At 56.4% G+C, this 20,428-nt stretch carries 15 protein-coding genes; 11 read left to right on the top strand and 4 right to left on the bottom strand.

Features of this window, described 5'->3' with window-relative positions:
• Positions 1-20: 20 nt before the first annotated feature.
• Positions 21-1,307 carry a winged helix-turn-helix domain-containing protein gene (locus tag OHL20_RS20785; RefSeq protein ID WP_263385219.1) on the bottom strand — a complete coding sequence of 429 codons (1,287 nt, stop codon included), beginning with the start codon at positions 1,305-1,307 and terminating at the stop codon, positions 21-23.
• A gap of 78 nt (positions 1,308-1,385) precedes the next feature.
• Here OHL20_RS20785 and OHL20_RS20780 point away from each other — a divergent pair, with 78 nt between their 5' ends.
• The 5 genes from OHL20_RS20780 to OHL20_RS20760 all read left to right on the top strand — a co-directional run bounded on the left by OHL20_RS20780 (position 1,386) and on the right by OHL20_RS20760 (position 7,614).
• Positions 1,386-1,757: an ester cyclase gene (locus OHL20_RS20780; protein WP_263385218.1), complete on the top strand. Its 372-nt coding sequence runs from the start codon at positions 1,386-1,388 to the stop codon at positions 1,755-1,757.
• A gap of 155 nt (positions 1,758-1,912) precedes the next feature.
• Positions 1,913-3,454: an FG-GAP repeat domain-containing protein gene (locus OHL20_RS20775; RefSeq protein WP_263385217.1), complete on the top strand. Its 1,542-nt coding sequence runs from the start codon at positions 1,913-1,915 to the stop codon at positions 3,452-3,454.
• A 112-nt stretch (positions 3,455-3,566) separates the two neighbouring features.
• On the top strand, positions 3,567-4,349 hold the full coding sequence (locus OHL20_RS20770; RefSeq protein WP_263385216.1) for a coiled-coil domain-containing protein: 783 nt from the start codon (positions 3,567-3,569) through the stop codon (positions 4,347-4,349).
• Positions 4,339-5,127 (top strand): tetratricopeptide repeat protein, encoded by a 789-nt coding sequence (locus OHL20_RS20765; RefSeq protein WP_263385215.1) that lies wholly within the window; start codon positions 4,339-4,341, stop codon positions 5,125-5,127. Before OHL20_RS20770 ends, OHL20_RS20765 begins: the two co-directional genes overlap by 11 nt.
• A gap of 111 nt (positions 5,128-5,238) precedes the next feature.
• The gene (locus OHL20_RS20760; protein ID WP_263385214.1) at positions 5,239-7,614 is read left to right on the top strand and encodes a glycoside hydrolase family 31 protein; all 2,376 of its coding nucleotides are present in this window, start codon (positions 5,239-5,241) and stop codon (positions 7,612-7,614) included.
• On the opposite strand, the gene OHL20_RS20755 is transcribed toward OHL20_RS20760, so the two are convergent.
• The 3 genes from OHL20_RS20755 to OHL20_RS20745 form a co-directional block, all read right to left on the bottom strand.
• On the bottom strand, positions 7,552-9,084 hold the full coding sequence (locus OHL20_RS20755; protein ID WP_263385213.1) for a zinc dependent phospholipase C family protein: 1,533 nt from the start codon (positions 9,082-9,084) through the stop codon (positions 7,552-7,554). The two genes, OHL20_RS20760 and OHL20_RS20755, sit on opposite strands and share 63 nt — an antisense overlap.
• A gap of 80 nt (positions 9,085-9,164) precedes the next feature.
• Positions 9,165-11,306: a glycogen debranching protein GlgX gene (gene glgX, locus OHL20_RS20750; RefSeq protein WP_263385212.1), complete on the bottom strand. Its 2,142-nt coding sequence runs from the start codon at positions 11,304-11,306 to the stop codon at positions 9,165-9,167.
• Between the two features lie 75 nt (positions 11,307-11,381).
• Complete coding sequence (locus OHL20_RS20745) at positions 11,382-11,987, bottom strand: D-sedoheptulose 7-phosphate isomerase (RefSeq protein ID WP_263385211.1); 606 nt, start codon at positions 11,985-11,987, stop codon at positions 11,382-11,384.
• A gap of 171 nt (positions 11,988-12,158) precedes the next feature.
• Between OHL20_RS20745 and OHL20_RS20740 the strand changes: the two genes are divergently transcribed.
• The 6 genes from OHL20_RS20740 (at position 12,159) to OHL20_RS20715 (ending at position 20,386) form a co-directional block, all read left to right on the top strand.
• The gene (locus OHL20_RS20740) at positions 12,159-13,025 is read left to right on the top strand and encodes an alpha/beta hydrolase (protein WP_263385210.1); all 867 of its coding nucleotides are present in this window, start codon (positions 12,159-12,161) and stop codon (positions 13,023-13,025) included.
• Positions 13,026-13,283: 258 nt separating this feature from the next.
• Positions 13,284-14,660 (top strand): ammonium transporter, encoded by a 1,377-nt coding sequence (locus OHL20_RS20735; RefSeq protein WP_396272746.1) that lies wholly within the window; start codon positions 13,284-13,286, stop codon positions 14,658-14,660.
• A gap of 55 nt (positions 14,661-14,715) precedes the next feature.
• Complete coding sequence (locus OHL20_RS20730) at positions 14,716-15,054, top strand: P-II family nitrogen regulator (protein WP_263385209.1); 339 nt, start codon at positions 14,716-14,718, stop codon at positions 15,052-15,054.
• Positions 15,055-15,134: 80 nt separating this feature from the next.
• Positions 15,135-17,777 carry a [protein-PII] uridylyltransferase gene (gene glnD / locus OHL20_RS20725; RefSeq protein WP_263385208.1) on the top strand — a complete coding sequence of 881 codons (2,643 nt, stop codon included), beginning with the start codon at positions 15,135-15,137 and terminating at the stop codon, positions 17,775-17,777.
• Between the two features lie 158 nt (positions 17,778-17,935).
• On the top strand, positions 17,936-18,553 hold the full coding sequence (locus OHL20_RS20720) for an NADH-quinone oxidoreductase subunit B (protein ID WP_263385207.1): 618 nt from the start codon (positions 17,936-17,938) through the stop codon (positions 18,551-18,553).
• Positions 18,554-18,763: 210 nt separating this feature from the next.
• Complete coding sequence (locus OHL20_RS20715; protein ID WP_263385206.1) at positions 18,764-20,386, top strand: OmpA family protein; 1,623 nt, start codon at positions 18,764-18,766, stop codon at positions 20,384-20,386.
• Positions 20,387-20,428: the final 42 nt, after the last annotated feature.

Below are 20,428 nucleotides of genomic sequence, written 5' to 3'. Positions count from 1 at the left end.
ACTACTCTCTTGTGCCGACCTTATTTGCTCACGGTTGAGATGTTTAGCAAGACAGTATCAACCAGTGCAGCCTGCCGTAATTCTTTGGCAAATTCAGGCTCATCTCGCAGACAGGCAAAAGCCGCGTCGTTCTCGAGTGTGTAGGTTGTTGAAAAGCCACCTCGTCTTGCACGATGTAGCATCCGCACGGCATGTGCCGGAGCATTAACAAGCGCATAGTGTCGAGCAAAGTAGAGGAGCGCTTCAGGTTCGTCCAAGACCTCTGTGCCTTCCATGATGTCCATTGCCTGGTCAGGCTTACCCTCAAGGACCGCAAGCAGCGATGCCATGAGGCCTGACATCAGAGGTCCCAACTCTGGCTGTAAAAGCCTGGAGCGTAGTAGTGCGGCAGCGTGGTCGACCTTGCCGAGAGCTGCCCAAGCCGCAGCGTCGAGGTAAAAACCTTTGCCGGTGTTATAGGTTTCGAAGACCATGGCGTACTCTCCCAGCAGGAAGTACGTGTGCGCGACACTCGTCCTTGTCGTAGGGTCGAGCGCGATCGCCCGCTCATGGGCTGCAACCGATTCCCGAAGCAGTCCGCAGACGCGGAGTACCTGGACCAGACCGGCAAGAGTCTCTGGTTCTTCTCCGCGCTGCTTCATGCGGGACGATAGCCGAACCATCGCTTGCTCAGCACGGCCCGTATCGACCTGCAGTTGTGTAAAAAACTGATGTGCGCAGGCAAGATCGGGATCGATGGCGAATGCCCTCAGGAAGGCTGCTTCGGCAAGACTGGCGCTTGACCGTTCCCCTTTAAACTTTTCAAGTAGCCGACAGGTACGGCCGAGCCACGCCCACGCGGGCGCGTATTGCGGATCATTCGCGAGGCATATCCAAAAAAGTTCGCGCGCGTAGCGTAGGGATTCAAGAGAACGTTCCGCGGCAAGTTCTTTACCGCGAACAAAGCTGGTGTAGACGGCCTGCGTAACTCCGGGTTCGCCGCTTACCGGCAAGGTGAAGCGGTATCCATACTTAGAGACCGTCTGGACGGCATCCCGGCCAAGAAGTTTTCGCAGGCGCACGATGATGTTGGTAAGGTTCGCTTCGGTGACGTGAACTCCGGGCCAGAGTGTGTTCACCATCTCGCTTCGTGATACCAGACTGCTGTGGTTGCGCACTAACAGGCACAAGGCGTCGAAGGCTCTGGGCGGCAGCAACAGGTTCTTCGTGCCTTGGAATAGTCGACGCTCGGACTGTGAAAGCGAGAATTCACCAAATTGATAAATGCTATCTTCCGTGATTTGGTTTTCGTTTTGTTTTTTTCGCATCTTTTGTGGGCCCGCCTCGCACTGTAAGAACTTAGGATTTTCGCAGTTAGTCCACTCTACCGAATCACCGGAGTCCATATGAATGCTTTAGGCATTGAAAGTAAAGTGTTTATTGAAGAGTGTTTCAAAGCATTGTCGGGTCGGCCCAAGCCTCAGGATCTGATCGACCGGTTCGTAAGTGACCCGGCCCTTAAAGAACATATTCGTGGTGCAGAGGCCGGATTTCCCAACTATGAGTTGATCGCAGATCAGATGGTTGCTGAAGGTGACATCGTGGCTGTCCGTTGCACGATTCGTGGAGTTCACAAGGGAGTGTTTGCTGGCCTTCAGCCTACGGGAAAGCCGGTATCTTCTGAACTAATGATTTTTTACAAGATCAAAGAAGAACGCATTGCAGGGCACTGGATGCAGATCGACATGGCGTCCCTGATGAAGCAATTGACTGATTAGGGATAGAAAATGGTGACCGAACTTCTCCCTTATTCTCTCTTTGTTAGAGCTTATTGGATGAAGCGTGTGGGGTCCGTTGAGCCATTTCATCTTCGCGATACTGAAGACGGGCCGTTACCTAAGTTGATGCAGAGGCAGTTCTCAAACGGAGGAACATGCGCTTCATTCGTGAGTTGACAATAAGTTCGCTCGGTTTTCTGATTGGCCGCGCCGCAGGTAAAACACTCATCGTGTCTGCGCTTATGGTTCTGGTGGGTAGTTTACATTCAGTTGGCGTCGCACAGAGTACTTTGGAACCTGGCCTGGCAGCCCCCCTGCAGTATGTAACAGGTGCGACCTCGGAAGCATCGTTGATTCCGGTCACTGCCGATTTTAATGGTGACGGGGTTACTGACATAGCCGTGACGAACCTAACCAATTCCTCTGTCAGCATTCTGTTTGGATTAAGCAATGGGTCGTTTCAAGCACCAGTGAACTACATGGTGGGTTATGGCCCTTATGGGATTGCGGCGGCAGACTTGAACGGGGATGGTAAGCCGGATCTTGCCGTTGTCAACGGCGGAGATGGGACCGTAAGTATTCTGTTAAATCAGGGTGGCGGAGTGTTTCAGTCGTCACCTACGCATACGTATAGCGTCGGCAAAGTGCCTTATGGGGTTTCGGCGGGCGACTTCAACAAAGATGGTTTCCTGGACCTCGTTGTGACGAATAACAGCGACAAGACCCTGAGCGTACTTCCAGGTAAGGGTGATGGCACTTTTGGAGTGGCGTCAACCTATGCGACGGGCGACTATCCGATCGGCACCGCAGTTGGTGACCTGAATAACGATGGATTTCCTGACATCGTAGTCTGGAATGTCAGGGCGAACACTGTGGGAGTGTTTCTCAACGACACTCACGGGCAGTTCTTGCCACAGACTACGTACGCGACCGGGGTCGACCCCTATGGTGTAGCTATCGGTGACTTCAACGGTGACGGGTCAAATGACCTGGCCGTGGCTAATCTCGGCGCTAATACCGTCAGTGTGCTTCTGAATAACGGGACTGGAGCATTTTTGCCGCAGGTTTCTTACTCCGCAAACACGGAACCCAGTTCAATATTGGCGAGAGATATGAATGGCGACGGTATCCAGGACCTGATCGTCACAAATTTCGCTAACTCAGCGATCGGAATACTCCTGGGTCGGCGAGACGGTACGTTCCTGCCTGTGAGCGCCTACCAGGCTGCGGCTGCACCCTATGCAGCAGTGGTTGGGGATTTCAACGGAGATGGTCGGCAGGATGTGGCTACTACCAGCTTCTCGACGAAGTACCTATCGGTCGAACTCCAAACTTCCTTCGGACCGGCCACAAAGCTCGGATTTCTTACTCAACCTTCAAGCGCACCGGTGGGTGGTTCGATCGGAACTGTATCGGTTGCGATCGAGGACGCGGCTGGCAACACCGTTACGAGCATCAACGGCACCAAGAACGTAACGTTGACGTTGGTATCCAACCCGGCGGGAGCAATGTTTTTGAATGAGACTCATTCAGGAAGCGCCGTCGGTGGTGTCTTTACCATTTCTGGTCTGAGCATTAACGAAGCTGGAACCAATGACACAATTGTTGCATCAGCCACTTCGCTTACATCTGCCAGCAGCAATCCTTTCAATATCACCGCTGCGACCCAGACTACGAAGCCAACTCATAGGAAGTAGCTGGAGGACGAGTTCATCGCCGGTGGTTGCATTTTGTTTAGCTGCAAGAGCTGCCCTTATGCGAAAGGTGCGGCCGCTCCGTTAGACTGGAAGTTCCAGTATCGGACGCCGCATGCCAGTCGCAATCATTCTTCAGCCAAGCCCGGACGCTGCCGCCCTCCTCAACAAGCGCGAGCAACTTGCCACCCTTCGCACGACGCTCGCCGAGCACGAGTCTGAACTCGCGCAGCTTCGCGCCCGGCTTAAGACCTTCGAGGGCCGCTATCTTCGTCAGATCGGCATTCTCTATGCGGAGCTTGACGAACTTGAAGCACAGATCGCCGAGCGCGAGGTTGACCTCTACGACTCTGAGTCTGCCCGCCGCCACGCCGTGGAGAGCCGGGTGCGTGCGCAGGAGACCCATGATGCGGCTTTTGGTGAGGCGCGCGAGGCGGAGGAGTTCGACCCGCCGCCCAGCCTCAAGACTCTCTTCCGCGATGTCGCCAAGCGTATTCACCCCGACTTCGCGCGTGACGAGGCTGAGCAGAAGCACTTTACACTGCTTATGGCTCGCGCCAACCAGGCCTACAGCCGCGGCGACTCCGAAACGCTGCAGCGTCTCCTCGACGATTATCGCGAGATCAACGCCACCGTTCTTGGAGAGGACATGGCGGCGGAGCTTATCCGGATCACCCGCCAGATACAGCATGCGGAGCGCGACGTAGCCGCTCTCCATGTTGAGCGGTACACGCTGCTCTCCGGCGAGATAGCTCAATTGCATCTCGACGCTGAGATCGCTGCCCGCGAACATCGCGACCTTCTCACAGAGCTGGCTACCAGCCTCGGCGAGCAGATCGCTGAGGCCCGGCGTCGTTTTGAGCTCATCGACCGCCAGATCAGTGCCCATGGACGATAAGGTCAAGGCCGGTCTAAAGCACATCCCTGGCGGTTCTGCGCTGTCACTTCATTCCACGCGGTCCAGCATCATTGCCCGTGGCCGACGCGATGCCGCTAACGCAGCCTCGAATCCGTACTACCGGCAGGCCGTTACGGACTACAGCACTCGCAACTTTACGGAAGCCGCAGCCAGCTTCCGTCTCGCCGCGGAGCAAGGCCACGCCGAATCACAATATCTCCTCAGCACCATGTATGACGCCGGTGAAGGTTTGCCGCAGGATGACGTCCAGGCTGCCCACTGGGAGCGAAAGGCTGCCGAACAGGGCCACGCTTTTGCGCAGGCCAATCTGAGCTTCCGCTACTACGCAACCGGAGACTATCCTGAAGCTTTTGCGTGGTGCCAGCGGGCCGCCTACAGCAATCTTGCCTGGGCGCAGTACAACCTCGGCTTGATGTATCGCAAGGGGGAAGGAGTCCTGCAAAGCGATGCCGATGCTGCTTATTGGTATCGGCTGGCCGCTATACAGGACTTTCCGGAAGCACAGCAGAAGTTAGCCGACCTTTACTACATTGGTCACGGCGTTCCGCTCAGCTATACACAGGCAGCCGGCTGGTATCGTAAGGCCGCTGATCAGGGTAATGCCGAGGCTCAATTTCAACTCGGCCATCTCTATGCGTTCGGCCAGGGCTTGGAGCATGACTATACGCTGTCCCGCCACTGGACACGGCAAGCTGCTCTTCAAGGCCATGAGCAGGCGGTGGGCGAACTGAAGCGCCGCGAGTACCGCGACCCGTAGTTGGAGCAGATCGAAATACTCAGTTGGAATAGCCGTGTACACTTCACTTGCCCGAACGGTCAACCATTCTGATTGACGTTGATTGATTTGAATGATGGTGAATGGAGAATTATGCGCCCGCATTTCCTGATTGTCCCGGTGCTTTTTGCCGCTTCTTGCGTTTGCATTACGGCGGTTGGTGGTGCCCAGAGTCAGGTGGTAATGAATCGTGATGGCGCGGCGGTGGTGCTGGAGGCGTATGGGCCGAATATTGTTCGGGTGACGTTGAGCCTGTTGAAGGATGAGGCGTTGGCCGGTCCGGGATATGGGTTTGTGGCGAAGTCGAATGCGGCTGGATGGCGCCATGAGACTACTGCTGAGGGCGATACATACGTTTCGGCCAGAATGAAGGTTTTTGTTGCGGCTACACCGCCTCCGCGACCGAGGCCGAAGAACTATGTGGAGGGTACAGAGAAGTACTTCAGCGGTTCGGCCCCGGGAACGAATATACGGATTACAGGTGCGGATGGCTCACCGCTACTGGATATGCAGGGCTGGGAGATGGCTGTCCTGAACAACAAGGACGGCAATACGCAGCTCGAACATGATCGGCGACCGAGTGATAAGCCGTTCTACGAGGTTGGTGCTACGTTCGCTTCGCCGAGTGATGAGCACTACTACGGCTTAGGGCAGAACCAGGATGGGACGCTCGATCATCGCGGGCATAAGGTGGAGTGTCAGGCGGACTATAACGCTACGGCGGGAGCTAGTTTCTGTGTGCCATTGCTGGTGACTAACAAAGGCTACGGGCTGCTATGGGATAACGCGTCGAAGACTACGATTGCGCCGGGGTTTAACGAGCGAACACAGTGGACTTCACAGGTAGGGCAGCGAGTGTCATTTTTCGTGATTGCAGGCAAGACTTCGGATGAGATCTATGGTGGTTACAAACTGCTGACGGGTGACACGCCGATGCTGCCGAAGGCGGCCTATGGGTTTATACAGTGCAAGCAACGGTATGTGACGCAGGAGGAGATGCTGGCGGTGGCGAAGGGGTATCGCGACCGGCATCTTCCTCTTGATGTGATTGTGCTCGATTGGTTTTACTACACGGGCATGGGGCAGATGGACTTCATCACATCTCGGTGGCCCGATCCGGCTGCTATGAACAAGCAGTTGCATGCGCAGAATATCGACACGATGATCAGCGTGTGGCCGCGATTCGAGAAGGGGACGCGATACTACGAGGAGGTAAAGGCGAAGGGATGGTTCGAGGCGAAGGCCGATGGGACCCCTACGGATGGCCTGCCGTATGACAAGGCGGGATCGGATATCGATACCACGAATCCAGATGCGGCTAAGTGGTACTGGGGAACGGTGCGGGACCAGATTCTGAGCAAGGGATTTGACTCGCTCTGGGCGGATGAGACGGAGCCCGATCTGCCTCCGAATGGGAGCTACTTCAAGGTTGGACCGGGGACGCTGTTCTTCAATGTGTATCCGCTATTTCATACGGCGGCTCTGTATGACGGGATACGGAAGGACTTGCCGGAGCGGCGTGCACTGATCATGTCGCGGGATGCGTATACGGGAGCGCAGCATAACGGGACGATCTTCTGGTCGTCGGATATCTTTCCGACCTGGGATACGTTGACACGCCAGATTCCTACAGGCCTGAATGTGACGGCTTCGGGGATTGCGTACTGGGGGAACGATATCGGGGCTTGGCAGTATCTGCCTGCTGTTCATAAGGCGGAGCGGCCGGTGTTGATCGATCCCAGCGATGCGCGCGACAACGTGCAAGGATACGACGACTATCCGGAACTGTATGTGCGGTGGTTCGAGTACGGAGCGTTCCTGCCGACGTTTCGGACACATGGCTCGCGGACGTACAACGAAGTTTGGAGCTACGGGAAGCAGGCTGAGCCCATCCTGAGTAAGTATCTGCGGTTACGGTATGAGTTGATGCCTTATATCTACTCGCTTGGCTATTCGACACATCAGACGGGTGCACCATTTATGCGGCCGCTCTGGATGGACTTCGCAAACGATGCGAAGGTGGCTGACACTCGCGATGAGTATATGTTCGGGCCGGCCTTTCTTGTGGCTCCGGTGACGGAGCAGGGGCAGACGAAGAAGAGCGTGTACCTTCCTGCTGGGACGGCTTGGTACAGCTATTGGACGGGCGAGAAGTTTGCTGGCGGACAGACAATCGAGGTGAATGCGCCGATCGATACGCTGCCGCTCTTTGTGAAGGCTGGATCGATTGTTCCACTAGGGACGGTGGTTGAAAGTACGAAGGAGAAGCAGGGAATCGCGCATGTGCGGGTGTATTCGGGCGCGAGCGGCGACTTCACGCTTTACAACGATGATGGCAAGACTTACGCGTATGAAAAGGGCGAGAGCCAGATTACGCGCATCCATTGGGACGATGCAGCGGGCAAGCTAAGCCAGAGCGGAGCCAAGGCGTGGAGTGGTAAGGTGCTTGAGGTGGTGAAGGGACATTGATTCGATGGCTCCGGGATTAGGCGGAGGTGTCGCGGTGCGCGAAGCCGGGGTGTTGAGGTCTGGCTGGCCAGGTTCGGGTGTGGGCGTTGTGGGGGGTGGAACGTCCGGCTGGTCGGGAATGTCTGGGGGCAGAGTGGTGGTCTTCATGGAGGCGAGGATGGTCAGGTCGTGTTGGACCTCAGCCCAGCGCTTGGGGTTCTTCTTAGTGACGATTGGCGCACTGGGGTCTGCATAGTACTCTGCGATGTCTGTTTTGATGCCGGGTGGGATGGGGCGGTCGGGAGTGCTGGTGAGTTCACGCAGTAGCTTGGCGTAGGTGTCATCGGTGAGACGATAGCCGCCGGGTTTGACCTTCGCGCCAGTGTCCAGGTCGCGGTTGGGGATTGCGTGATCTGCAGTGCCTACGCGGGTTAGCTGGTGACGGAGTTCGATGATGCTGAGATTGAAGCTACGAACGTAATCATCCTCGGTGATGGAAGTTGGACCCTTGATGGCGAGCAACTTGAGAGGACCGAACTTGGGAACGACATAGATGAAGCCTGCGAGGGAGTAGGTTCCGATGCCGGGCTTCTTACGATATTGATCCCAGCCATTTTCGAAGTCGGCCTGGGCGAGTTGTTTTTTAAGGAGGTCAATCTCTGGCCCGGGAGAGTCGATGGGGAAGCTCTTGCGATGGAGGACGGTCTCTGCAAATGCGACGCGCGGCAGAAGGCTGCGGACGGCGAAGCGGTAGCCACTCAGGCTGAGACGGCGACGGCCTGAGGCGTACTCGCCGCCGATGCCGTAGGTTTCGTAGTAGGCGGTGGCTAATTGCTTCACGGGCACAGCGAGGCCTATGTGCTTGAGGTAGGCTGCGGGTGCGAAGCGGTGGTTGGCTATTTCGTTAATGTCGAAGGCAAACTCGGTCTGGACGTGGGGATGCTCGGCCTGTGCGTAGTTGACCACCGGGCCATAACGGGCGGCAAGCTTTGGAAACTCAAGGGGGACGGCAACGTTGGTCGCGTCAGGATGGCCGATGACATCGCCGACGTAATGGGAGAGTGCGCCGATGGCGAAGGCGAGTTCGTTGGCGTTATGAGCGTTTCGGAAGAGCGCGGTAATGAAGTCGCCGGAACGGACGTAGTGCGTGAGGTCGGAGAAGAATTTGTCGCCACCGGGATAGTAGCCAACATCCTGGATGGCTGACCCGCCATAGGCGTAGGCGTGAGCCGTAAGCACTTCCGCGCGCGTGAGCTTTGGGTACCTTTGCAATAGGAGAGGCCGGATCGAAGCCTTCCAGGTGAGGTCGATGAGTTGCTCGTGGGTGAGAAACGAGTAGCCTGACGCTTCTCTTGAAGGAGTGACCGTCAATGCCAGCAGAGTTAGTGCTAAGACGCGAACGTAGCTGCCAACTGCGAGACGCTTGATCAGTCGGGCTGCTGATCGTATGGACGAGATCGCCAACGGATCGTCTTTGTAGAAGGTCTGCATCGGTTCCGCTTCTGCTCGCGTCCTGGATTAAGCGACTGCACCAAGATACGGTATGGTGCAGTCGATGGATTTGACAAGCTCTATGCGTCTGGCTTTGCTGCGTCGCTGAACAGCATGAGAGAACGACCGCCTACGATGGTTTTTTTCCCCGTATTTGCGTGGCCGAATGGGTTGTCAATATCTTCCGTATCGATAACCCGGCACCACTTTCCGCCAGTAGGTGAAGGGGGAAGGACGAACTCTACGCCATCCGGAGCTGCGTTGATGACCATAAAGAAGCTATCGTCGGTAACAGGACGGCCCTCGTCGTCGGTGACTTGCAGAGTCTGTCCGTTCAGGAGAACCCCTATGGATTTGTTCCATACCGTGTCCCAGACGTTGTCGGGAACCTGGTTGCCGTCCGTGTTGAACCAGGCAATATCCTGCTCGACGATGCTCTTGCCTTCTTGGTGTATCGTGCGGTCCTGGAAGAACTTGCGACGGTGCAGATTGGGATGAGCAAGGCGGTAGTGGATGAGTTCACTCGTAAAGTCGCGGAGACGTTTACGGGGCGCGTCGAGGTCCCAGTCGAACCAGGTGAGTTCGTTGTCCTGGCAGTAGCAGTTGTTGTTGCCTCGCTGGGAGCGAGCCACCTCGTCGCCTCCAGCAATCATTGGAACACCTTGAGAGAGCATCAGCGTGGACAGGAAGTTGCGGGTTTGCCGTTCGCGAAGATTGTTGATGGCCGGATCGTCGGTCGGGCCCTCGGCTCCCATATTCCAGGAGTCGTTGTCGTTGGCACCGTCATTGTTGTCGTCCCCGTTCGCCTCATTATGCTTCTCGTTGTAGCTGACGAGGTCGTCGAGGGTGAAGCCGTCGTGGGCGGTGATGAAGTTGATGCTGGCGTAAGGCTTGCGGCCATCATACTGATAGAGGTCGCTTGAACCTGTGAGGCGGTTGGCAAAGTCGGAGAGTTGGCCTTCGTCACCCTTCCAGAAGCGGCGAACTGTGTCGCGATACTTGCCGTTCCACTCGGCCCAGAGAACGGGAAAGTTGCCGACCTGATAGCCGCCGTCACCAACATCCCATGGCTCGGCGATGAGCTTGATGTCGGCCAGGGTTGGATCCTGGTGAATGGTGTCGAAGAAGGAGGAGAGCTTCGAGACGTCGTGCAGTTCGCGGGCCAGGGTGGAGGCGAGATCGAAGCGGAAGCCGTCGACGTGCATCTCGGTGACCCAGTAGCGGAGCGAGTCCATGAGCATCTTGAGGACCTGCGGGTTGCGGACGTTGAGGGTGTTGCCCGTCCCGGTGTAGTCCATGTAATGGCGTGCGTCGCCTTCCATGAGGCGATAGTAGGTGGTGTTACAGACGCCCTTCCAACAGAGATTGGGGCCACGCTCGTTACCTTCGCAGGTGTGGTTGTAGACCACGTCGAGGATGACCTCGATGCCTGCGGCGTGGAAGCATTTGACCATCTCTTTGAACTCGTTGACCTGACCGCCGGTGTCGCCGCATGAGCTATAACGGGCCATGGGGGCGAAGTAGCCGAGAGTGTTATAGCCCCAGTAGTCAACGAGGTCTTTGTCGACAAGATGGCCTTCGTCAATGAAGTGGTGGATGGGCAGGAGTTCGACCGCGGTAATGCCGAGCTTTTTGAAGTAGTTGATGCTGGACTCGTGGGCGAGGCCAGCGTAGGTGCCGCGGAGCTTCTCGGGCACCATGGGATTGCGGATGCTGAAACCCTTGACGTGAACTTCGTAGATGACTGAGTCGGCAAGAGGAGTCTCGGGCGGGCAATCCTCACCCCAGTCGAACTTGCTGTCGACGACTACGGAGCGGGGAACACCGGCGGCGCTATCCTGCGTGTCGATTTTGAGGTCGTCGCCCGAGGCTACGTCATAGGCGTAGATCGGGGCTTTCCAATCGACGTTGCCGGAGATCGCTTCGGCGTACGGGTCTACAAGGAGCTTGGCATAGTTGAAGCGATGACCGATTTCTGGTTCCCATGGTCCGTCAACGCGATAACCGTAGAGTTGGCCGGGCTTGATGTCGCGGATGAGGCCGTGCCAGACGAAAGCGGTGCGTTCGCGGAGGGTAATACAGTCAGTTTGTTTGCCATCTTTGTCGAAGAAGCAGATGTCGACCTTGGTAGCGCCTTCGGAGAATAGCGCGAAATTAGTACCTTTGCTGGAGACAGTGGCACCGAGCGGATAGGGGCGACCTGGTAAAAGTGTGCGGCTCATTTTTTCTTGGATGCAGAAATGCTCGTCAAGTTGGAGGTTGAAGCGATCGTCTGTGGAATAAGCGGCTTCGCAGCATCAGCGTGAGGTGTAGTCCGTCTCGAACGTGGGGCCGAAGTAGCAGCGCTCCACGAGCATGCAATAGATGTGCTCGAGGGCTATATGCGACTCCTGAATGTTCATGGTGACGTCGGAGGGAATGATAACGTTGTGGTCGCAAATATCGAGCATCTTACCGCCGCCATTGCCGGTGAAACCGACGGTTGTGATGCCCATCTCGCGGGCGAGGTGCAGCGCTTTGATGATGTTCTTTGAGTTTCCCGAGGTGGAAATGCCGAGAAAGATGTCTCCCGGCTGACCGAGTGCTTCAATCTGGCGCGCGAAAACGTCGTCGTAGCCGAAGTCGTTGCCGATCGCCGTGATGATCGAGGAGTCGACCGTGAGCGCGACGGCGCGTAAGGCTGGCCGATTGACGGTGAGGCGGGCGACAAACTCAGCGACGAGGTGCTGGGCGTCGGCAGCGGAGCCACCATTACCGGCAATCATGAGTTTGCGTCCGTCAAGCATAGCTTTGGCGGTGATTTCAGCGATCGTGACGATGGTGTCGGTGATCTGCGGATCGGCGAGGACCGACTGCATGGTGGCGATCGACTGGGCAAGCTGCTTCTGGACGATGTGCTTCATGAAAAACTCCGGGGGAGGAAGGTGTGGCACCGTGCTGGGTCGGTCCAATCAATCAGAACCTTTCCAGTATAAGGGTTGCGTTGGCTGAGGCTTGCGATGTCGTTAGTATGGCGTGAGGTGATACGCATGATAGTGGGCGAACGGTGTTTGCGTTGGGCGATGGTGTGCCTGATGGGTATTTCAATAAGCGCGGCGGTTGGTGGCAAGATGTCTGCACAGAGTACAGAGCTACTCTGGCCGGATGGTGCTCCAGGTGCGTTGGGAACGGCCGACGAGGACAAGCCAACGCTGACGGTGTTTCTGCCGACCGTGCCAAATGCTACGAAGACGGGAGTTATTGTCGCTCCGGGTGGAGGATACGTGCATCTTGCGATGGACTATGAAGGCTTTGCCGTGGCGCGTTGGCTGAATGAGCGCGGCGTGGCGGCGTTCGTCTTGACGTACCGGCTTGGACCGAAGTACCACCATCCGATCGAGTTGAAGGACGCGCAGCGAGCGATTCGGACGGTACGGGCAAACGCAACACAATATGGAATCACGACCGATCATGTGGGAGTGATGGGCTTTTCCGCTGGAGGCCATCTCACGGCCACTGCCGGCACGAAGTACGACGATGGACATGCTGGGTCTCAGGACGTTGTGGAACGGCAGGGAAGTCGACCGGATTTCCTGATCCTTGCCTATCCCGTGATCACGTTCAAGCCGCCTTACGTTCATGGTGGATCGAAGAAGTATTTACTGGGCGATCATCCTGCCCCTGCGCTCGTACAGTCGCTGTCAGCGGAGACGCAGGTCAATGCGAGGACGCCGCCGACTTTCATCTTTTCGACGACCGATGACGGGACAGTGCCGGTGATGAACAGCGTCCTCTTCTATCAAGCGCTGGTCGCTGCGAAGGTCCCAGCGGAGATGCACCTGTTCCAGCATGGGGCTCATGGAGCGGGTCTTGCCCCGGCTAATCCGGCTCTGAGCATCTGGCCGGACCTGCTGATCAAGTGGATGCGGGAGCGAGGATATGCTGCACCGCTGGTGCCCTGAGGCGTGCCGCAAATACTTACGAATTCCTTATGAATTTTTGTGTACAGTAGGGTCATCGTAGCGATTTGAAATGATCTGGCTGAGCGACTAAGCTGCCTTTCACCATGGGCTTGCCCGACGTCGATTCGGAACAACTGGCTCTCGAACCTGGCAAGATGCGATCTGCATATCTTTGAAATGGGTGATATAAGCATGGCTGTTCTGCTCTCTTTTGGAGTTCGTTGTCGTCGCACCGTACTGATGCTGGTTGCTGTAGTGATGCTGTTTGGGATGACCTGTTCGATGGCGCTCGCGCAGACGGCAGCGACTTCCCAGACGGACCGGATCGCGGTGCTTGAAAAGCAGGCAAGCGACAATGCCACGGCAATCGCGGCGGCGCAGACGGCAGGCGATAACGGATGGATGCTGGTGTCGGCAGCCCTTGTCCTGATGATGAGCGGGCCGGGACTGGCGCTCTTCTATGGCGGCCTGGTGCGCAAGAAGAACATCCTCGGCACGATGATGCAGACCTTCGCGATGATGGCCGTAATCACGGTGCTTTGGGGGCTGGTCACCTACTCCCTGGCGTTTGGGACTGGCAATGCCTTCATCGGCGGACTGCATAATGCCTTCTTGCATGGCGTCGGTCTGATGCCCGACAAGGATTATGCGGCAACGATTCCGCTACAGACCTTCATGGTCTACCAATTGATGTTCGCGATTATCACGCCGGCGCTGATTACGGGTGCGTTTGCCGAAAGAATGAAGTTTTCCGCGATGCTGGTGTTTATGGTGCTCTGGGCGTTCATTGTGTACAGCCCAATGGCGCATATGGTCTGGGGCAAGGGTGGGTTTCTGAATGCCGCCCTAGGCGGAAGGTTTCCTTGCCTTGATTTTGCTGGAGGGACGGTTGTCCACGTAACTTCGGGAGTGTCGGCGCTGGTGACTGCGCTCTATCTTGGCAAAAGGCTCGGTTATCCCAAAGTTCCTATGCCGCCCCATTCGGTGGTGCTCAGCTTCATCGGAGCCTGCCTTCTGTGGGTTGGCTGGTTTGGGTTCAACGCCGGAAGCGCACTTGGCGCTGGTCCCCTGGCGACCTCGGCCTTCGTGGCGACGCACTTTGCTGCTGCTGCTGCGGCGATCGGCTGGGGTGCGGCGGAGTGGCTGCGCCAAGGTAAGGTTTCGGCACTCGGAGCAATTTCGGGCGCGGTTGCCGGGCTGGTTGGCATTACACCGGCAGCCGGGTTTGTGACGCCAATGTCGGCGTTATGGATTGGGCTGATCGTCGGAGTGTGCTGCTACCTGATGGTCGTAAAGGTAAAGGCTGCTTTCGGCTATGACGATTCGCTCGATGCGTTTGGTGTACACGGTGCCGGTGGAACGATCGGTGCAATTCTCACAGGCGTGTTCGCGAACAGCGCGATCAACCCGATCTTTGGAGCGGGCAAGGCGACGGGTCTGCTTGAGGGCAATGGGCACCAGGTCTTGAACCAGCTTGTCGGGATAGCGATTGCGTGGACTGTTTCGATTGTTGGAACGCTTATCATTCTGTTTGTAGTCGATAAGGTTATCGGTTTGCGGGTCAGTGAAGAGGATGAGCGCGAGGGCCTCGATCTTTCGCAGCATGGTGAAGAAGGCTACGACTGGGCGCACTGATTCTTCATCTAACCTGGTAATACCAGACGAACGAGTAGCGAGAGGCGAAAACAAGATGCAGAAGATTGAAGCGGTCATTCAGCCGTCGAAGCTGGACGCGGTTAAGGATGCGTTGGTCGAGATCGGAGTTTCGGGTATAACGATCCTCGAGGCACGGGGCCATGGTCGTCAAAAGGGCCATACGGAGTTCTACCGCGGACGCGAGTATTCGGTTGACCTGTTGCCGAAGGTCAAGCTGGAACTGGTGGTTTCGGACGAGATGCTCGAAGCTGCAATCCAGGCAATTATCACGACGGCTCGGACGGGAACGATTGGTGACGGCAAGATCTTCGTCTCGAAGATCGACGAGGCGATTCGTATCCGAAATGACGAGCGGGGCGAGATTGCCCTTTAGCTGCCAGTCGTCATGTGATTATCTGTAGTACGGTTTCGTGGATGACTGGCTGTATGCTGTAGGTTCTTCACGACAAATTGATGCAGGCAAACGAAGAGCCCCAGATCGGAATGCGTGGCCAGTACCAGCGGAGAATGCTGGAGATTCGTGGTGCCTTTGAGGCTGGAGCCTCAGGGAGTGAGACGATTGCTGCGCGGTCACTCGCAATTGATGGCCTGGTGCAGATATTATGGCAGCAAGCCATTGAGGCGAACGGGCGATTGGCCTCCGGTATAGCTGTGCTTGCCGTTGGCGGTTACGGCCGAAAGGAACTCTTTCCCTATTCCGACGTGGACCTGCTCTTCCTACTCGATGGAAAGGTGCTGGAGAAGGATGTCAAGGACTCCATCCGTCGGGTTAGCCAGGAGCTTTGGGACTGTGGGATTCGGGTTTCCCCGACCACACGAAAAGCCGCTGAGTGTGACAAGTTTGACCCGGATGTAGCTGAATTCACGCTGTCGTTGCTGGATCATCGCCTCATCGCGGGAGACGCTCTGTTGCACAACCAGGTGCTGTATCAGGCTTTGCCGAAGCTGCTCCGTCGAGAGAACAAGGCGATCCTGGCACGCCTCGTCGAGGTAACGCGTGCTCGGCATGCAAAGTATGGCGACACTCTCTTCCATCTTGAGCCGAACATCAAGGATTGTCCGGGCGGTCTGCGGGATGTTCATGTTTGTGGATGGATCGTGATGCTGCGTGCGGCAGAGAAGAATGCTTCGGCAATGGTTCCAGCGACAGGCTCCGCTATCGAAGAGGAGTTTCGGCAGGCGATTGAGTTTCTTTATCGCGTTCGTTGTTTCCTGCACTATCGTCACGAGCGGGACGACAATACTCTGGACTGGCAGGCGCAGGACTCGGCGGCGGCATCGGCGATTGGATTTCATCGTGCAGGCGCCGAGACCGATGGCGGAGCAGATGCAGCGTATTGGATGCGGCTTTACTTCCGGCACGCACGCAGCGTGGAACGGCGAGTAGAGCAGATGCTGAACTCCGTAACAGCGTCGAACGGTCGGGCGAGCGGGTTGCAAGCGTTCAAGTTTCGTCGCTCTGCGGAGCCATCGGGTCATGGATACCGGCTGGAAAAGGGGCGCGTGGTCCTCGAGGCGGCCTCGGAGGGAACTAATCCTGCCCACGATCCCTATGTCGTACTGCATGCGTTTGCGGCTCTCTCGAACGCTGGCGGTGTTCTGGGACAGGAGTCTGAGGAGCGGCTTTCACAAGCTTTGCCATTGCTTTCAGCACAACTCGAAGAGGGCGCGGCCCTATGGCATCCGCTGCGTGGCATCCTGACCGGACACTATGCTGGCGGCACCTTGCGAGCCATGCATGCGCTCGGGATACTTGAGCTGCTAGTCCCTGAGTTTCACGGTATTGACGCGCTGGTGATCCGCGACGCTTATCACCGCTACACGGTAGACGAACACACATTTGTCGTCATTGACACGCTGCACCATCTTGAAGATCCGCAGAAAGGACCGCTTTCGGAGTGGACGGCAAAGTTCAGCGCGATTTTGCGTGATATCCCCCATCCGGAGCTTCTGTACCTCGGCGCTTTGCTGCACGATACTGGCAAGGGACGTAGCTCCGGCGAGCACTCCAAGGAGAGTGCACGATTGGCACGGAGCGTGCTGGACCGACTGGATCTCGACACTTATGAGAGCGGACTGGTGATCAGCCTCATCGAGAATCATCTCGAAATGTCTGCTGCACTGCGACGGGACATCTTCGATGCGGAGACAGTTCGTGCGTTCGCTGGCAAGGTAATGACGCCTGAGGCGCTGCGTATGTTGACGCTCTTCACCTACGCCGACATCAATGCGGTCCATCCTGATGCATTAACGCCATGGAAGGCCGAGAATATCTGGCGACTATATATGGCCGCGTCGAACTACCTGGACCGCAATGTGGACGATGAGCGCGTGAGCGCCCATACAGAGAGTGAACTGGTGCATCGCGTTGCTGCGCTGCTTCCGGTACGACGCGCAGAGATAGCAGCGTATCTGGAGGGATTTCCCGAACGATACCTGCGGACAAGGACGCCCGAGCAGGTCCGGAATCACTTCGAAATGACGACCAGATTTGCCCAGGACGCGTTTCAGCTTGAGCTCCGACATTCGCCGGGGATGAGCGAGTTGACCTTGGTAACCCAGGATCGTCCGCAGCTCTTTGCCACCATGGCCGGTGCGCTGGCAGCGTGGGGGATGAACATCGTCACTGCAGATGCATTCTCAAATCGGCAAGGCATTGTCGTCGATAGTTTCGTCTTTACGGATACGTTCCGCACGCTTGAAATGAATGCCTCCGAGCATACCGTGTTCGTAAAGAGCGTCCATGATGTGGTGACGGGCGCGATGTCCCTCGACAGGCTTCTGAGTGGAAGGAGACGCACGAAGCGCAGGATGCCAAAGCTTGTGGTGCAGCAGAAGGTCGACTTTGATGAGCAAGCGTCTTCGCATAGCACCTTGCTACAGGTGATAGCACAGGATGTACCAGGATTGTTGCGGGCGTTGAGCCTTACCCTTGCCGCTCATGGTTGCAACATCGAAGTCGCGCTGGTGGATACGGAAGGCGAGACGGCGATCGACGTGTTTTATCTCACCCAGAGCGGCTCGAAGCTGGAGCGAGCCGATCAGCAGAATCTTCAACTCGCACTCATGGAAGCAATTCGGGAGAACGCCCAGTGACGATAGCGCATGGACAATGTTAACGGATTCGATAACTTTCGGGCTGAGAAGCTGTTGATTCTTATCGACAAACAACCATGTCACACAAAAGTACATCAGTAAGGTAAGGCCGGAGTTTTTCCAGCTGTATTCCCCACAAACAGTTCTATAGTGATTCTATGAGTACTTCTGCAAGTGAAACTTCGAGCAATGGGCGACCAACGTCGGGGCCGGCGAAGAACGATCGATATTTATTTGGAACACTCGATAGCTTCGGTAAGAATCAAGAGAAGCTCCAAGAAGTCAATTGGGGTTATGACCAGCCTGAGGGGATTGTTCTGGCGTCCCTTGATGCCGCAGTCAATTGGGTTCGAAAAAATTCAATCTGGCCGATGACCTTCGGGCTTGCGTGCTGTGCTATCGAGATGATGTCGATGGGCGGTTCTCGCTATGACATCGCTCGGTTTGGAGCTGAGGTCTTTCGCCCCTCGCCGCGACAGAGCGACCTTATGATTATTGCGGGTCGGGTTTCTCAGAAGATGGCTCCAGTCATCCGTCGTCTGTATGAGCAGATGCCTGAACCGAAGTGGGTAATTTCTATGGGCGCATGCGCCACATCTGGCGGAGTTTTCAATAACTACGCGTTGCTGCAGGGTGTAAATCAGGTCATTCCGGTCGATATTTACGTGCCAGGATGTCCTCCTCGACCCGAGCAGTTGTTGTACGCAATTACTCTTTTGCAAGAGAAGATACAGCAGGAGCGGGGCACGCTTCGCAAGACATTGAATTTGGAGTAGCCGTAGCAAGGCACTAGGCTGTACAGTTGCTTCGAAGAGCAGTTCGAAAAGTTGACGTAGTTGGTCAATATTTCGCGTTTATTGAGCCGCGGTGGCATTTTGTTCGTCAGAGTGGATGGATGCTGCGGTAAACTTTAGTGCAGCAGATGAAAATAGCGCGGGGCTGAATCAGTACCCGTGGACGTAACAATTTCAGTGGAGGACAGTCGAATGGTTTATCGCCCGTTACACAATTTTGGCCGGTTTGTACTGGCTGCATGTGCAGTCAGCCTAGGAGCAGCAAGCCTTGGTGCACAGACTACCCCCAGCACAACCGCCCCGGTAGGGCCTAACCTTTCGCGCGTCGACGTATTCCTTGGCTACTCCTACTACGGAGCACATGGAATGGTGAAGCCCGCGGGCATCGCTTACTCGTCCGTAGACTATGGCGGCATTCTGAGCGGTGCTTATTACTTCAACAAGTATGTTGGTATGGAAGTAACACTCGTTGCACACCCCGACGGCAACAACGATCAGCTTTACACTGGTTCCGCCGGCCCGATCTTCCGTGCACACATGCAGAACTACACTCTCTTCGCACATGCGAACGCGGGTGGCGTCTACATCGGTGGTCCGAACCACAACGACGAGTCCGGCGGTCCGACGCCTGTTTATTACAATCCCAACACCTGGGGCCCGACGCTGGCAGTCGGAGGCGGCATGGACTACGACCTGCCGTTCTTCAACAACCGTTTCTCGCTTCGTCTCTTCCAGGCTGACTATCGCTACGTTCACGCTGACTTCGGTCCAACGACTGGCGCGGGCCTCCTCGGTGGACGTGCCAACATTGGCGCCGCTGAGTTGAGCACAGGTATCGTGACGCACTTCGGCAGCATCGTCCCGCCGCCTCCGGTCACTTACTCCTGCGCGGTTAGCCCTGCGACCGTTTACCCTGGCGATCCTATTACGGTTACCGGAAGCGCTCTCAACCTCAACCCCAAGAAGACGGCAACGTTTACCTGGACGGCGGATGGCGGTGTGATTGCCGGTACTTCGACCACAGCTAACGTTGACACGAAGAATGCTGCTGCAGGAACCTACACAATCAAAGGCCATGTCACTGAAGGCGGCAAGCCGACCGAGATGGCAGATTGCACGGTTCAGTACACCGTCAAGGCATTCGAACCACCAACCATCAGTTGCTCTGCCAGCCCGTCCAGTGTGAACCCCGGCGATTCGTCGACGATCACAGCGAGCGCGGTTAGCCCACAGAACCGTCCTCTGACCTACAGCTACAGCTCCACGGCTGGATCGATCAGCGGAACCTCTTCCACCGCAACGCTGACCACGGCTGGCGCTGCACCTGGAACGGTCACCGTAACCTGCAACGTTGTTGATGACAAGGGTCAGACAGCTTCCTCGACGACTTCGGTCTCGATCGCCGCTCCTGCACCAATTGTTGTCAAGACGTCCAACCTCTGCTCCATCAACTTCGATCGTGATCCTCGTCGTCCGGCTCGTGTCAATAACGAAGCCAAGGCCTGCCTGGATGACATCGCTCTGAACCTGCAGCGTACATCCGACGCGAAGGTTGCTGTTGTTGGAAACGCTGGCGGATCAGAGAAGATGGGCAAGAAGCTTGCTGCTGAGCGCGCTGTCAACACGAAGGAATACCTGGTCAAGGAGAAGGGCGTCGATTCATCCCGTATCTCGGTCTACACCGGTACGGATGATGGAAAGACGGTCACCACGACCCTGGTTCCCTCAGGCGCAACTCTCGATAGCGGTTCCTGGACAGCGGTTGATGAGACCGCAGTTGCTCACCCGGTAACGAGAAAGCATCACAAGAAGTAGTCTCCGCTGCAACAAGCAACAAAGGCTGACTGGATTATCCAG

Origin of the sequence: Granulicella arctica (assembly GCF_025685605.1) — a bacterium.
GTDB classification, from domain to species: Bacteria; Acidobacteriota; Terriglobia; order Terriglobales; family Acidobacteriaceae; genus Edaphobacter; species Edaphobacter arcticus.
This window is presented reverse-complemented; position numbering and strand designations above follow the sequence as displayed.

Bases quoted from the DNA above. Each gene is read 5' to 3' on its own strand.
- OHL20_RS20785 (WP_263385219.1), bottom strand. From the start codon at position 1,307: ATGCGAAAAAAACAAAACGAAAACCAAATCACGGAAGATAGCATTTAT.
- OHL20_RS20735 (WP_396272746.1), top strand. From the start codon at position 13,284: ATGCTGTTTGGGATGACCTGTTCGATGGCGCTCGCGCAGACGGCAGCG.
- OHL20_RS20745 (WP_263385211.1), bottom strand. From the start codon at position 11,987: ATGAAGCACATCGTCCAGAAGCAGCTTGCCCAGTCGATCGCCACCATG.
- OHL20_RS20715 (WP_263385206.1), top strand. From the start codon at position 18,764: ATGGTTTATCGCCCGTTACACAATTTTGGCCGGTTTGTACTGGCTGCA.
- glnD (WP_263385208.1), top strand. From the start codon at position 15,135: ATGCAGGCAAACGAAGAGCCCCAGATCGGAATGCGTGGCCAGTACCAG.
- OHL20_RS20730 (WP_263385209.1), top strand. From the start codon at position 14,716: ATGCAGAAGATTGAAGCGGTCATTCAGCCGTCGAAGCTGGACGCGGTT.
- OHL20_RS20720 (WP_263385207.1), top strand. From the start codon at position 17,936: ATGAGTACTTCTGCAAGTGAAACTTCGAGCAATGGGCGACCAACGTCG.
- OHL20_RS20760 (WP_263385214.1), top strand. From the start codon at position 5,239: ATGCGCCCGCATTTCCTGATTGTCCCGGTGCTTTTTGCCGCTTCTTGC.
- OHL20_RS20740 (WP_263385210.1), top strand. From the start codon at position 12,159: ATGGGTATTTCAATAAGCGCGGCGGTTGGTGGCAAGATGTCTGCACAG.
- OHL20_RS20780 (WP_263385218.1), top strand. From the start codon at position 1,386: ATGAATGCTTTAGGCATTGAAAGTAAAGTGTTTATTGAAGAGTGTTTC.
- OHL20_RS20775 (WP_263385217.1), top strand. From the start codon at position 1,913: ATGCGCTTCATTCGTGAGTTGACAATAAGTTCGCTCGGTTTTCTGATT.
- OHL20_RS20770 (WP_263385216.1), top strand. From the start codon at position 3,567: ATGCCAGTCGCAATCATTCTTCAGCCAAGCCCGGACGCTGCCGCCCTC.
- glgX (WP_263385212.1), bottom strand. From the start codon at position 11,306: ATGAGCCGCACACTTTTACCAGGTCGCCCCTATCCGCTCGGTGCCACT.
- OHL20_RS20755 (WP_263385213.1), bottom strand. From the start codon at position 9,084: ATGCAGACCTTCTACAAAGACGATCCGTTGGCGATCTCGTCCATACGA.
- OHL20_RS20765 (WP_263385215.1), top strand. From the start codon at position 4,339: ATGGACGATAAGGTCAAGGCCGGTCTAAAGCACATCCCTGGCGGTTCT.